The 13,644-nt window shown below is 35.3% G+C and carries 12 protein-coding genes; 3 read left to right on the forward strand and 9 right to left on the reverse strand.

The annotated features are described in order from the left end of the window. From QWY88_RS03915 to rpmH, 5 genes are read right to left on the reverse strand one after another with little or no spacing between them, the layout of a single operon-like run. Complete coding sequence (locus tag QWY88_RS03915; RefSeq protein WP_304544301.1) at positions 1–831, reverse strand: Jag N-terminal domain-containing protein; 831 nt, start codon at positions 829–831, stop codon at positions 1–3. A 2-nt stretch (positions 832–833) separates the two neighbouring features. Beyond that, a complete protein-coding gene (gene yidC, locus QWY88_RS03920; RefSeq protein ID WP_304544303.1) occupies positions 834–2,426 on the reverse strand; it encodes a membrane protein insertase YidC in 1,593 nt (530 codons plus the stop codon). Between the two features lie 3 nt (positions 2,427–2,429). Then, a complete protein-coding gene (yidD, locus tag QWY88_RS03925; RefSeq protein ID WP_304544305.1) occupies positions 2,430–2,792 on the reverse strand; it encodes a membrane protein insertion efficiency factor YidD in 363 nt (120 codons plus the stop codon). Next, a complete protein-coding gene (gene rnpA / locus QWY88_RS03930; protein WP_369811217.1) occupies positions 2,734–3,072 on the reverse strand; it encodes a ribonuclease P protein component in 339 nt (112 codons plus the stop codon). The genes yidD and rnpA overlap by 59 nt, the downstream gene beginning before the upstream one ends. Beyond that, complete coding sequence (rpmH, locus tag QWY88_RS03935; RefSeq protein WP_304544307.1) at positions 3,060–3,194, reverse strand: 50S ribosomal protein L34; 135 nt, start codon at positions 3,192–3,194, stop codon at positions 3,060–3,062. The genes rnpA and rpmH overlap by 13 nt, the downstream gene beginning before the upstream one ends. 193 nt (positions 3,195–3,387) lie before the next feature. Between rpmH and QWY88_RS03940 the strand changes: the two genes are divergently transcribed. From QWY88_RS03940 to QWY88_RS03950, 3 genes are read left to right on the forward strand one after another with little or no spacing between them, the layout of a single operon-like run. Next, positions 3,388–3,666 (forward strand): hypothetical protein, encoded by a 279-nt coding sequence (locus tag QWY88_RS03940; protein ID WP_304544310.1) that lies wholly within the window; start codon positions 3,388–3,390, stop codon positions 3,664–3,666. After that, positions 3,666–5,117 (forward strand): DUF3373 family protein, encoded by a 1,452-nt coding sequence (locus QWY88_RS03945; RefSeq protein ID WP_304544311.1) that lies wholly within the window; start codon positions 3,666–3,668, stop codon positions 5,115–5,117. Before QWY88_RS03940 ends, QWY88_RS03945 begins: the two co-directional genes overlap by 1 nt. Next, positions 5,117–7,120 carry a bifunctional diguanylate cyclase/phosphodiesterase gene (locus QWY88_RS03950; protein WP_304544313.1) on the forward strand — a complete coding sequence of 668 codons (2,004 nt, stop codon included), beginning with the start codon at positions 5,117–5,119 and terminating at the stop codon, positions 7,118–7,120. The genes QWY88_RS03945 and QWY88_RS03950 overlap by 1 nt, the downstream gene beginning before the upstream one ends. Here the strand turns inward: QWY88_RS03950 and QWY88_RS03955 are convergent. From QWY88_RS03955 to QWY88_RS03970, 4 genes are all read right to left on the reverse strand, one after another. Then, on the reverse strand, positions 7,093–9,672 hold the full coding sequence (locus QWY88_RS03955; protein ID WP_304544315.1) for an ATP-dependent Clp protease ATP-binding subunit: 2,580 nt from the start codon (positions 9,670–9,672) through the stop codon (positions 7,093–7,095). The two genes, QWY88_RS03950 and QWY88_RS03955, sit on opposite strands and share 28 nt — an antisense overlap. Before the next feature lie 137 nt (positions 9,673–9,809). Then, the gene (locus QWY88_RS03960) at positions 9,810–10,685 is read right to left on the reverse strand and encodes a 1-aminocyclopropane-1-carboxylate deaminase (RefSeq protein WP_304544318.1); all 876 of its coding nucleotides are present in this window, start codon (positions 10,683–10,685) and stop codon (positions 9,810–9,812) included. A gap of 3 nt (positions 10,686–10,688) precedes the next feature. Then, on the reverse strand, positions 10,689–11,519 hold the full coding sequence (locus tag QWY88_RS03965) for a peptidylprolyl isomerase (RefSeq protein ID WP_304544320.1): 831 nt from the start codon (positions 11,517–11,519) through the stop codon (positions 10,689–10,691). Positions 11,520–11,587: 68 nt separating this feature from the next. Next, on the reverse strand, positions 11,588–13,558 hold the full coding sequence (locus QWY88_RS03970) for a response regulator (RefSeq protein WP_304544322.1): 1,971 nt from the start codon (positions 13,556–13,558) through the stop codon (positions 11,588–11,590). Positions 13,559–13,644: the final 86 nt, after the last annotated feature.

A 13,644-nucleotide genomic window follows, 5' to 3' on the forward strand; every position in this document is an offset into this window, starting at 1 on the left:
TTATACGTGATAATCGTTTACGATGATATATTTTAATCCCTCTTTAGTAGAGCGGATAACAACATATTTGTCCGGATATCTATTACGAAGTTCTTTAAGTGCGATCTGAACCAGTACACCGTCAAGGATTTTTGTCTGAGCACGTCCGTCTCTCTCAATAATATCATACACACCCTCTAGGTATTTTGCAACAGCTTCCTCTTGGTTGTGTAAGAACTCTGCTATCTCTAAACGGAGTTGCAGATCATATTTTGCATTAATCCAGTTAAATAGCATATAAGAGAGTGCTTTATATCTGTACCCTTCTTTTCCGATAAGAAGTGCAGCATCTTCCCCTTTGAACTCTATAAGTAAAGTTGTTTCATCGTATGCACTCACATCTATCTCTTCAATATCAAAACAGATTGTTTTGAAGAGTTGATTGATATCGTGTTTTACCTCTTCAACAATATCAGAGATGTCATTATGAATAGCTTCATCTTCATAATCTACTTCATCATACTCATCGTCATAATCAGCAGTATAGTCAAGACCGCTTCCTAAATCTTCATCTAGGTCCTCTTCTTGATCACTTACAAAAGATTCCGGTAGTATTGTATCGTTTAAAACCGTAGGTGTTACGATTTTTTCTTTTTTTACTACTTTCTCTTTTGGAGCTTCTTTTGTAGTTTTCACAGTTGCAACAATTACTGCCTTCTTTTTAAAAAGTCCTAAAAAACCACTACTTGGTGCTTGTACGACTTCAACAACCAATTCAGTTACTGAACAATTAAGAGACTCTGCAGCCTCTTTATATGCTTGTTCTAAACTTATAGATTCTATCTTGATCATATCTATTTCCCGCTTTTTTTCTCGACAGCCGCTTTCGCATCTTTTGCATTTTTAAATTGTTGGTTTACAACAAACTGTTGTGCAATAGAGAATAAGTTATTTACAAACCAGTATAACACAAGTCCAGACGGGAATGTAATAAAGAAGAATGTAAAAATAACCGGAAGGTATTTAAACAGTTTCTCTTGCATTGGATCTGTAAAGTTGTTTGGTGTCAAATGTTGTTGATAGAACATTGAAGCACCCATTAAGATCGGTAAAATATAGTAAGGGTCCATACGTGAAAGATCATCGATCCATAATATCCAAGATGCACCTTGCAGTTCCACTGCATTTAAAAGTACACGGTAAATTGCAAAGAATACCGGGATCTGTAATAGCATCGGTAAACATCCACCCAGTGGATTAGCCCCGTGTTTCTTATACATCTCCATAGTCGCTGCGTTCATACGCTGTGGATCTTTTCCATACTTCTCTTTGATCTCTTTAAGCTGTGGTGCCAGCTCTTTGATCTTTTGCATACTTGACATACCCTTATGAGTAAGTGGATACAGTACAGCTCTAATAATAGCAGTTAACGCAATAATTGCCCAACCCCAGTTTCCAAAGATTCCGTATAACCAAGAAAGTAGTGCAAATAAAGGCTTAGCAGCAAATGTAAACCAACCATATTCAATTGCATTTACTAAAACAGGGTTTATCGCTTTTAAAACTTTATACTCTTTTGGTCCTATGTATCCGTGGAATTCACCATTGTTTTCAGCTTCAAAATATACTACAGGATTATTATCAAAACCACGTTCTACAATAACATTTGTATCCGCTTTAAATCCATACATAAGAGTTGCAGTATATTGATCAAACGCAGAAGCGAGTTCAACACCTGAAAAAACTTTACGCCCTTCAGCTTCGCCATCTTCTGTAATGTGTGCTACATCTTCGTTTGTGTAGATCATAGATCCAGCTACTGCCATAAGTTGTTTTGTAACTTGTGGACGATCTCCGATATATACGTAATAGCGTACATCTTTAGATGTACTGATTTTTACATCGTAATGACCGTCAGCATAGAATTTTAGTTGTTTCGTAACTGTCAACTGAGGTAGATTTTGTGTTAAAGTCACTTCTACAGGTTTCTCTGCTGAAAGTTCTGCATTTGCGATACTTGCAACGTACGGAGTTTTTAGTGAGTTCTCGTTGATCTCTTTATCTAAAAATCTAACAAAAAGCGGTTTTGTACCGTTTTGAGGAATAACTTGCGCATGAAGGTCTTCAGAATCTCTGAACTTTTCTTCAAGTAGTTCTTTTGACGATATACGGCCTAAAGAATCTATCTTTAATATAAATTTATCATTTTTTATAACAACAATATCGTTTGATCCGCTTGCATTTATCTTCTCTGATTCAGAGATTGTATGCCCACTCACTTTTTCAACAGAAACACTTTGAGTTTTTTCTACTACTTCTTGTGTATCTTTTTGTAGATTTTGTTTTGGTTCCTCTGGTGGAAATATTGCCGTATAGGCTACGAAAAAAATTATAGATATCAGTACTGCGACTAATAATCTCTGATTTGGTGTCATCTTGTCAAACACAAATTACCCTTTATATGAAAAATTTTTAATAATGTGATAACGGTTCTTTTTCTTGGGAACCAACCAATATTTTATAGAATCAAGCTCTAATTTTGAGGGTTTTAACTCTAGTCTATCTAAGACAGGATAGTCGATACCGCCGTCAAAAAGTTGATTGCAACGTAGTATTCTAGTCAAAGAGTTATAAAAAGCACTTAAAAGTGAATTATTTTCAAAATTTATTCTTGCGTACTCGCTACAACTTGGGTAGTATCGACACGAACCGTAACCGATGAGAGTAAAAAACTTCTGATAAAGCCATAAAAGCTTAAGCAATAGTTTTCGCACGATAGAGAACTTTTTTGAAGTCATTTTTGAAGTTTTCATGAGATGTATCAAAGAGAGCTATTTTTGCAACAAAAATATAGATACCGTCTTTAAGATCTGGAGAAAATTCACAAAAGCATGCGCGCATTCTGCGCTTTGCACGGTTGCGCTTGACAGCATTACCCAATTTCTTGGTTGCTGTGAAGCCCACTTTGCGAATTCCATCTTGTGGGAGATAAAATAGCACTACACTACTTGTATGCTGATTTTTACCTTTTTTATAAACATACTGAAACTCTTTATGGAGTTTCAGTGTGTTAAATCCGCCTAAACTGACAATTTTTTACGACCTTTTGCACGACGGCGGTTTAGAATATTACGACCATTTTTAGTAGCCATTCTAGCTCTAAAACCGTGTGTTCTTTTTCTAGGTGTATTATGTGGTTGGTATGTTCTTTTCATTTGGACATATCCTTATTTAATTTAAGAGCGAAATTTTACAAAAATATTACTTAAACACTCTTTAAGGTTACTTTTTACAAAGTTTTTCAGAAGAAAAACCCTTTAAAGCAGATCATATTACATTTATGATATGATACAATATCATTTTATTACTTAAAATACTTACTAATCCTGCAGGGAGTTCACCATAATTTTGAAAAATTTTTTCATATCATTTATATTTACCACTATCTTGGTAACTCTTTTAAATGCAGAATCAAAACCTACAAACATAGAACTTTTAGCTAAAGAGCTGAATCTATACGGAGGTTCAAAAGCCTCTATACAGTGGAAAAGAGTCTTTTCATCACCCCGACATCTTAAGCGCTATAAACTTGAAAATCTCGATCAACATACAAGAGAGCAACTTGAGGAGTACCTCATTAAACATGCTGCCGACTCTGAACAACCTATAGTACCAGGAATATTATAATGAAACTACTAATCACTTTAATAACATTACCAATACTGCTCCTAGCATCTGAGGATCTATCACTTAAAGTCAAAAACTTAGAGGAACAACTTTTACAACTCAAAGAAGAGATGAAAACACACCAAGAAGACTTGGATGAACGTTTTCCTATTATTGAAAAGAATGAGAAACACGCGATCTTAGATAAACTTACTCTCTCACCGGAACTTTTAATACGTGTAGATAAAATGGATTATAAAACTGGACTTATTGGAGAAAACGGTGATGCGACATTAATTAACGGCGGTCCATATGATGGAATGACACGTCGTGATAGATACTATAAAAGTTTTGAACCGGCCGGATATATTAGAATGCGCCTAAATGTAAACGGTGATTTTGGTGATACAAAATTCCATAGCCGTTTATTATATGCAAACTCTTCTCAGTCGCATGAAAGACTTTGTATACTCTCTCGAGATATAAAATCAGCGAAGGGAGGCAGTGCTTTTGATCTCGATCGTGCATATATAGACTATACACCAAATCGATATAATGGAGGCAGCCTTACGTTTTCATTTGGGATACTGCCAACTAGCGGAGGGACACCTTCCCATTTTTCACAGAATAAACAACGCTCTTCAATGTTTCCTGCACTCGTGTTTGACATGAATACATATGGAGCAATTCTTACAAAAAAATTTTATGACTCTCTGTATGTAAGAGCAATTGTGGCTAAAGCCTATACACTTAGAGAAAATTTCTACCCATATCAATGTAACCGTGAAAATATTGACAATGCAACCGTATATGGACTCTACAGTGACTTCTCATTTAACTTTTTGGGCAATTCTCTGCTCTCTTTTGGTGTAAATGTACTCGATGATCTCAAAGCACATCCCTATTTAGGTCCAGATATTGATTCCTCACATGCACATGAACTTGGACGTATGTTTACTTACGGAGTCGGTTTAGATATAAATAATTTTTTAAGTACTTCAAATATAGTTTTTGTTCATGCGGCAGCTTCAAGTCCTAATCCTAACGGGGCGATAGACGACTATAAAATCATCGCTCCAGTTACAGATGAACTTACAGAAGGTGGCTACACAGGTTTTACCGTAGAAGACTATGCTAGCGGACCGATGATAGGAAAAATGGGATATTCATTCTACTTTGGCGGTAAATACAACCTTATTCCTCAACTCTCTTTAGGTGCGGAGTTCAACTATGGAAGTAAATACTGGTTTGCAGCGACACAAGGTTCTGAAGATATATTTAATAAACTTTCAATTCGCGGTCACGCTTTAGAAGTTTATGGTACATGGAACTTAAACCAATATCTCAATGCCAAATTAGGGTATTTACATATGAAAGAAGATTATACTGGCAGTGGTTGGCACTTTGGCGAACCTGCTACAAAAGATGCAAAACAAAATATCTACTACCTTAGCTTAGAGGCACGCTTTTAATGAAATTAAAGTCGCAGCAATGGGTCTATTTTACACTTCTAATCAGCTTTGGTCTGCTGATGTACTCACTTCTTATCAGCTACAAAAATCTGCATAGAAGTAGTGCTCTTTTAAAAGACTTATCAACAGAGCAAGTAACTCTTAGTTACTATGCTAATCATCTTAACTATACCGTTAAAAAGAATCAATCGGATATTTTGCAATATCTCTCTTTACATAACAATCTTGATCTGCTTAATATGCAAGAGTCTCAAAAAAAGATCCAAAAAGATATTAAAGAATTAAAACAACTTACATACCTCAAGCCAAACTTTTCAAAAAAACTCGAAAAAACATTGATCACAATTGAAAAAAGAGCAATTGGTTATAACCTGGTACAACAATCTCTTGTCACAGCTGTCAACTCTCACGATACAGAAGATATTAAAGATGCTCTGATCGGCTTTGATATGATTACTAGTAAGTTCTCTCACGACATTTCAATTCTAATGGAAGAGGTAAGAACTTCACTTACTCAGCAAATTACTATACTTCAAGAAACAAATAAACAAAACTCTTTAATTCTTGTTTTTTCATTTATTTTTGCCAGTTTTCTAATTATCATCTCAGTATATAAATTTCACTCTGCAAATGTTAAAATCTCTAAACAACTTCAACTCAAAGAAAAAGCGCAAAACGGTTTAAAAAATGCACAAAAACAACTGCTTTTATATAATGAAAATCTAGAGAATGAAATTACTAAAAAAACACAAGAGCTTCATAAAAAAATATATACAAACTTCTTAAGCGGTCTTCCAAATAGAAACAAACTCCTTGAAGACGGGAACGAATATAATTTTACAAAGATGGCTATTCTCAATATCGATAAATTTCAGTCTTTCAACGATGTATATGGTGAAGAGATTGGAAACGTAGCCTTAAAACAAACAGCACAGTGGCTTATAGAGCATGTTGACACTAAAGAGTACTCTTTGTACCATTTGGGTGGCGATGAGTTTGTAATAAGCTCTTTAGATAGATATATTAACAATACAAAGTTTATAAACTACATTCAAAAACTTCTCAACGAATATAAAAACATATCTTTTCAATATGAAGATAAATCGTATCAGTTCATTATGAGTTCAGGAATTACATTCAGCGGTGAAAATAAAATGCTGGCATATGCAGATATGGCACTCAAAGATGCAAAAAAGAAAAACATCCCTTTCTCCGTATTTGAAGATGATAGAAATCTAGAACATACACATAAAGAGGATATGGAGATTCAGAAAAAACTGCTCTATGCACTCGAACATAATGGACTCACATCTTATTTTCAGCCTATCATTCCTATTAAAGACACGACACAACCGATTAAATATGAGTCTTTAGTACGTCTTATCGATGAAGAGGGTAAAGTTATCCCACCTGTTAAGTTTTTAGATATTGCAAAGCAAAACCGTGTCTACTATAAGGTGACTAAAAAAGTTATTCATAACACATTAAGCACTATTGAGAAGTACCAAGTACCTTGTTCAATAAACCTTTCACTTACAGACATTAAAAATGAACGCACCATAAAATATCTCTATTCTGTTTTAGATGAGTTTGATTTAACGGAACTATTAACTATAGAGCTTCTTGAAACTGAAGATTTTGATAATTATGAAGAGGTTTACTCATTTTGTATGAAAATTAGAACTTACGGGATTAAGATCGCACTTGACGACTTTGGAAGCGGATACTCCAACTTTACCCATATCCTTCATTTACCGGTTGATTATATTAAAATCGATTCATCACTTATCTCAAATATTGACAGGGATCTAAGCTCACAGATCATGGTTGAGACAATTGTTGTTTTAGCGAAAAAATTAAATGTTGAAACTATTGCAGAGTTTGTATCGTCAGAAGATATTTTAGATATGGTGAAATCTTTGGGAGTTGATTATGTGCAGGGCTTCCACATGGGGAAACCTCTGCCGATAGAGGATCAGTTAAGTATTACATCGATCGCTTGATCACGAACGATAAACTCAACTTTACTTCCCTCTTTCACTTTACCTTCTAAGATAAGGTCAGCCAGTCTGTCTTCAACGATCTCGTAAAGAGCACGTTTTAAAGGTCTTGCCCCGTAAACAGGATCAAATCCCGCTTCAGCGATATACGCTTTTGCTTCATCGCTTAGAGAAAGTTCTATATCTCTGTCTTTGACTTTATTTTGAATCTCTTTAAAGAACAGGTCAACTATACCTCTAATTTGATCTTCGCCTAAAGCATTAAAGATTACTACATCATCAAGTCTGTTTAAAAACTCCGGTTTAAATGCCTGTTTCAGCTCACCCATTACCATAGATTCAAGTTCCGGAGATTCCGGATTGTTGATGATTTTATCAGATGCGATGTTTGATGTTAGAATAATAATAGTATTACTAAAATCAACCGTTACACCTTTGTTGTCCGTTAAACGTCCGTCATCGAGTACTTGAAGCAGTACATTAAACACATCAGGATGCGCTTTTTCAACCTCGTCAAACAGAACTACCGAGTATGGTTTACGACGAACTGCTTCTGTTAGCTGTCCACCCTCTTCATACCCTACATAGCCAGGTGCTGCACCAACTAAACGGGAAACTGCATGTTTCTCCATATACTCACTCATATCGATTCTGATCATCGACTCTTCAGAGTCAAATAAGAACTTCGCTAAAGTTTTTGCAGTTTGTGTCTTACCAACCCCTGTCGGACCTAAGAATAAAAAGCTTCCAATCGGAGAATTTGCAGAGCTAAGTCCCGCTTTATTTCTTTTAATAGCACGCGCAACTGCATGTGTTGCTTTACTCTGTCCAACAACATCACGGTTGAGTTCATCTTCAACATGTAGAATCTTCTCTTGTTCAGCCTGTAACATTTTATTTACAGGGATATGTGTCCAACGAGAAACTACAGAGGCAATAGATTCTTCATCTACAGAATTTTTCAAAAGCGTACCGCTCTCTTGCATCTGTTCCCATTGCTCATTCAGAGATTTTTCATCTTCAATAAGTTTTGGTATCTCACCGTATTCAATCTCAGCTGCTCTGTTAAAATCACTCTGTGTTTTCGCTTGGTCAGCTTCTCGGCGTTTTGCCTCAATCTCACCTTTGATCTTTGAGACTCTTTCAAAAACACCTCTCTCAGTTTCAAATTGAGATTCTAGCTTACGCAGCTCCTCTTTAACATCTGCTAACTCTTTTTCGATCTCACCTAAGCGTTTTTCATTTGATGGCGTTTTTTCCATCTTTAACGCCTCTTTTTCAACCATTAATTCACTTACTTTACGTTTTGCTGCACTTAGCTCATGCGGTTCTGATTCGATCTGCATTTTCAGTTCAGCTGCCGCTTCATCAATTAAGTCGATCGCTTTATCCGGTAAAAATCTGTCCGCAATATATCTGTCACTCAAACGTGCTGCTGCAACAAGGGCACTATCTGTAATAGTTACATTATGGTGAGCCTCTAATCTCTCTTTAATTCCACGAAGAATTTGCAGTGACTGATTTACTGTCGGTTCATCTAAGTTAATCGGCAGGAAACGACGTTGCAGTGCTGCATCTTTTTCAAAATACTTTCTGTACTCTTTTAAAGTTGTTGCCCCGATAGTATGAAGTTCACCGCGAGCAAGAGCCGGTTTTAAAATGTTTGCCGCATCCATGCTTCCCTCTGATGCACCTGCTCCTACAATTGTATGGATCTCATCGATAAAAAGAATAACATTTCCTGAACTTTTTACTTCATCAATTACCGCTTTTAATCTATCCTCAAACTCACCTCTATACTTAGCACCTGCAACAAGTGAACTCATATCAAGAGCAATCACACGTTTATTTTGCAAAGATGTAGGAACTTCACCGTGATAAATTCTTTGTGCTAAACCTTCAACTAATGCAGTTTTACCAACCCCCGGTTCACCAAGTAACATTGGATTGTTTTTCGTTTTACGAATTAAGATCTGCATCATACGTGTGATCTCTTCATCACGTCCGATTACTGGTGAGAGTTTCCCCTCTGCCGCTTCTTTTGTAAGGTCTACTCCATACTTTGATAAAGACTCTAAAGTTTCATCAGCACTTTGTGAATCGATCTTTGCACCGCCACGAGATGCTTCTAACTCTTTTTCAAGTGCCATAACATCTAAATACTTTTTAAATAGCGTAGCGTAAGGTTCAGTTTTTAAGTTTGCTAAGATGTATGTATCTACAGCTAAATAACTATCTCCGTTTTTCGTCATCAATCCTACACCGTTTTCAAGTGTTTGAACAAAAGAGTGTGAGAGACGGATATTCTCTTTAGATACAGATGAAGATTTCGGAAATTTTTCAGTTAATGATTTTACATCTAACTCCATTGCTACTTTATCGATTCCCATCTTATTAAACATCTGATTTAATACAGAATCATGGTTTGTCAATAATCCCCATAAAAAGTGTTCGGCAGTAACCTCTTGATTTTTATTGTGCAGTGCTAAAGAGAGTGCACTCTCAATCGCTTGTGTCATATTATGTGTTAGTTTCTCAAAAATATTATTACTCATTTTAAATTCCTTAATAGTGTTAATCCCTTTAACGAGCAAACATTATATAATGTTTTGCCGGCAAAGATTAGGATTTTCTCTGCCTTTTAATTGTTATGGGTATAAGTGTACACCATTTTTAGAAACTGCAATGCAACTTATGTAGCATTGAACTTTTTTGCATACCGTGCAAGCATTGAGGCATTACCCGTAACGCCTCCGCTATGAATATACAAAATAGACTCTGTAGTTTGTTCAAGCAGTGTCTGCCACATTTGTGGAGCATAGAGTAAGTCAAACTCAATTCCCGAGTCTTTTAGCTTATTGTAGAGTTCATAAAACTCTTTATAGAGCTTTGCAAAGTGATACTTTCTTTTTGGTTCCAATATTTTTAGATTTTTTGGAAGCTCTTCAACCAATGAAAGCATTTGCGTTTGCAGATACTCCTTATCGCCTATGCTAGGAGTTGTATATATTGTGTATTCTGGAAGAGAGAGTGCCAAGAAGAGTGCAGTAGTTCCTGTTCCTGAGGGTGTTGCCAAGCTTCTGATTTTATTTTTTTCTAACAACTCTTTTTGAGCTTTTATCTCCTTAGCTAAGACCTCTAAACCGATTTGCGCATCTTTACCGGCACCCCCTTGATCGACAATGCAGGTTTTCTCATCCATATTGATTCTCAAAGAGGCTATAAAATCTTTATATAACTCCTGATCTATCTCGATATGTTTCATTCCAAGAGTTAAAGCTTCATAATAGTTACCTACTTGATTTTCTTTTTGTGCAGCACTTAAAGGTTTCGTATAGTAGATAAACTCCCAAGACTTTTTTTGGCATAATGCAGCAATAGCAAGCATAGCATTAGACTGTGTACCGCCGTAAGAGATGAGTTTATTGTATTTTTCTTTTGGAGTTTGAAGGAGTGTGTAGAGTTTTCTGTATTTATTACCGGCAAGATGTCGATCGATAAGATCGTCACGCTTAACGAAAAACTCTCTTCCCTCTAAAGAGATTTTAGAGATAGAAGAGTGTTCCATTATTTACTTGATAACTGCTTTTTTTTGTAAAGAGTCCATTTTTTTCTTCATAGTCTCTTTGAATTTTTCCATTTTAAGACGTTGATCGATAAATGCTTTTACTTCATCGAACTTTCTTGTCATTGCAGATTTTTTATCCTCTAGATAGATAACGTGGTAACCAAACTGTGTTTTTACAGGTTCTGTTGTTACCGTACCTTTTTTCATAGAAAATACTTTATCGTTAAATGCAGGTACCATTTGACCCTCAGTAAAGTAACCTAAATCACCACCTTTAGGCCCACTAGGTCCAGTCGATTTTGCTTTTGCTTCTGTTATGAATTTATCTTTTAGTTTTTCACCGCTTAAAGATTTTAAACCGCTAATGATTTTTTTTGCTTCATCTTCAGTAGCTACAAGGATATGACGAGCATGTACACTTTTTGGTTCGTTAAATTCTTCTTTGTTTTGTTTATAATAGCTTTTTAGCTCTTTTTCTGAGATTTTGATCTCATCTAAAAGTTTCTTTTGCCATACTTGAATAGCCAGTTCTTCTTTCATACGCTCTTCAAGCTTTTTGTATTCTTCTTTATACTCTTTAGATTTTAAGATACCGTTTTTCTTAGCATCTTCAAAAATCAGTTCTTTGCCAATAAGTTGTTGCAGTACTTGTTGTCTGAAAGCAGCTTGTTTTTCAGGTGGAACTTGATTAAATCTTCCCTGAGTAGCTCTCATCAGCTCACTATCAACATCCTCTTGCGTAATCGCTTTACCGTTTACTGTAACTAACGTTTGTGCTGAAGCAATTGTTCCAGCAAGAAGAACAACAGAAAGTAATTTTTTTGCCTTGTTCATTATATATCCTTATAACATTTTGTATATAGAAAGTGTAATGAGAATTGGATAACGAATATTAAACGAACCTATACATGTACTTTTAAATATTTTTCTAAAATTAGCTCTAATTTATCACGAGTTAACGGTTTAGAGAGGTAATCATCCAGTCCTTCACTAAGGATCATCTCTCTATCACCATCCATTGATAATGCTGTCAATGCGACTATAGGTGTTTTTTTCGCACCTAAAGACATCACCGCTTTTATCTCTTTTGTTGCTACTATACCGTTCATTTGCGGCATATCTATATCCATAAATACAATATCAAAATTATGTTTTTTATATTGCTGTACAGCCTCTAAACCGTTTGCGGCAGTCTCTACATCAATATTATACCCTTGTAATAATAGTTTTATCAGTCTTTGATTGATCATATTATCTTCAACTACAAGAGCTGTTATATTTTCATCTTTTATAGAAAATTCTTCTTTTTTCTCTGTATGCATCTCAATATTGTTCATTGCATAAAGATGTTTTGCCATATAACTTGGAAGGAGTGGTTTGTTGATTACATCATCTACAAGATGTGTAAGTTTTGTTTGTAGTTTTTCGTTTTCATCAAGAAGTATTGAAACCGGTACTTTTTTAAAGTATGTTCCAAGTTCGAGAATCCATGAAGAATCATTTTGGTTTGCGACAATATACAACGCATCTACATCTTCATATACATGTTCATCCAACTGGTTTGATTTGATAACATCCAAAGCAAAAGCACGAAGATAGATAGTTAAAAAGTTTGCCTCTTCTATTTTAGATTGATCAAGCAATAAAACTTTGACTTTTTTCTTCGGCATCATTTTATAATTTTGCCCGCTAGAGTTTTTGAAGTTTAAAACAAAGTTTACATATGTACCGCTACTGTCACTTGTAATGCGCAGGTCTGAGCCAAGAAGCTTTACAAGCCCAGATGAGAGACTCAATCCCACACCGAGTCTCTCATCGGCCTGGTTTCCTGCAGTAAAAGGTTCATTTATAAGCGCAATTTGCTCTTCAGATATCCCTTGTCCCGTATCTTTAACACTAAATCCTATACTACAATCGCCGTTTTGCTGACGTTTTAATAGTTTTACCTCAATGATTACCTTTCCGCCGCGCGGTGTAAACTTGATTGCATTAGATGCCAAAGCATTAAGAACCTGCATAATTTTTTTGGAATCACTGTTGAGTTCATGTGGCAGTTTAGGATCGACAAAACTCATAACTTTGATCCCTTTTTCTTTGCCTTGTTTACAAAAACTGTATGACAGCATCTCAACTAACGGTAAAAGGTTAAAAGGTTCATTTGAAAGTTCTAATCTGCCGCTTTGCAGTTGAGCAAGGTCTAAAAGTGTCTCAATATTTGTCATCAAACTTTTTGAAGAGCGATGGATCATACTGATAAATTCACTCTGTTGCGCATCAAGATGGGTATGTTCAAGAAGATCCACAAAACCTAAAATTCCGTTCATAGGAGTTCTAAATTCATGCCCTATATTTGCTAAAAATTTTGTTTTGAGTTTTTCAATCTCTTTTGTTTTTTGTTCAGCTTTATAGATATCTGTCACATCTTTTAGATGAAGCACGTAAACTCTACTGTTGAGTTTTGACTGATACGCTTTTGCATCGATCATTATCACATCGGAACTGTTTTTATCAAGTATACTGACACGATAACCATCTTTTTTATATTTTCTTATATAGTCCAGCCAAGACTTATCTGATTCTGTAAAGATCTCTTCACTTTCATTTAAAAAGATATCTCTGATACTCTCATTTTCTCTATTAAAGTCTGATATATCATGATAGTTCATTTTCTTTAAAAAAGTTGTATTTGCCCCTATCCAGCCTGTTCCTTGAAGGAAGTAAAGCAACATATCATCATTTTCATCTGCAAGTTCAACAAAAAACTCTCGCCCTAAACTGGCCTCAAGTCCACCATGCAATGTTTGTGGTGCACGTACAACATCTTTTTGTTCATTTGCAGTTTTATTTGATGAAAAAATAGAGAAGAAACCCATGAGCTACCCTTTAATAAAATTAAAATTTAACATAATCCATCGATTATACCATATAAATTAATCTTAATACAAGTTTGCTAAAATTA

Origin of the sequence: Sulfurimonas sp. hsl 1-7, assembly GCF_030577135.1 — a bacterium.
GTDB lineage: Bacteria > Campylobacterota > Campylobacteria > Campylobacterales > Sulfurimonadaceae > Sulfurimonas > Sulfurimonas microaerophilus.

What these genes read in the sequence shown, in the direction of transcription:
- QWY88_RS03915 (WP_304544301.1), bottom strand. Translation starts at nt 831, where the DNA reads ATGATCAAGATAGAATCTATAAGTTTAGAACAAGCATATAAAGAGGCT.
- yidD (WP_304544305.1), bottom strand. Translation starts at nt 2,792, where the DNA reads ATGAAAACTTCAAAAATGACTTCAAAAAAGTTCTCTATCGTGCGAAAA.
- rpmH (WP_304544307.1), bottom strand. Translation starts at nt 3,194, where the DNA reads ATGAAAAGAACATACCAACCACATAATACACCTAGAAAAAGAACACAC.
- QWY88_RS03945 (WP_304544311.1), top strand. Translation starts at nt 3,666, where the DNA reads ATGAAACTACTAATCACTTTAATAACATTACCAATACTGCTCCTAGCA.
- QWY88_RS03950 (WP_304544313.1), top strand. Translation starts at nt 5,117, where the DNA reads ATGAAATTAAAGTCGCAGCAATGGGTCTATTTTACACTTCTAATCAGC.
- QWY88_RS03955 (WP_304544315.1), bottom strand. Translation starts at nt 9,672, where the DNA reads ATGAGTAATAATATTTTTGAGAAACTAACACATAATATGACACAAGCG.
- QWY88_RS03960 (WP_304544318.1), bottom strand. Translation starts at nt 10,685, where the DNA reads ATGGAACACTCTTCTATCTCTAAAATCTCTTTAGAGGGAAGAGAGTTT.
- QWY88_RS03965 (WP_304544320.1), bottom strand. Translation starts at nt 11,519, where the DNA reads ATGAACAAGGCAAAAAAATTACTTTCTGTTGTTCTTCTTGCTGGAACA.
- QWY88_RS03970 (WP_304544322.1), bottom strand. Translation starts at nt 13,558, where the DNA reads ATGGGTTTCTTCTCTATTTTTTCATCAAATAAAACTGCAAATGAACAA.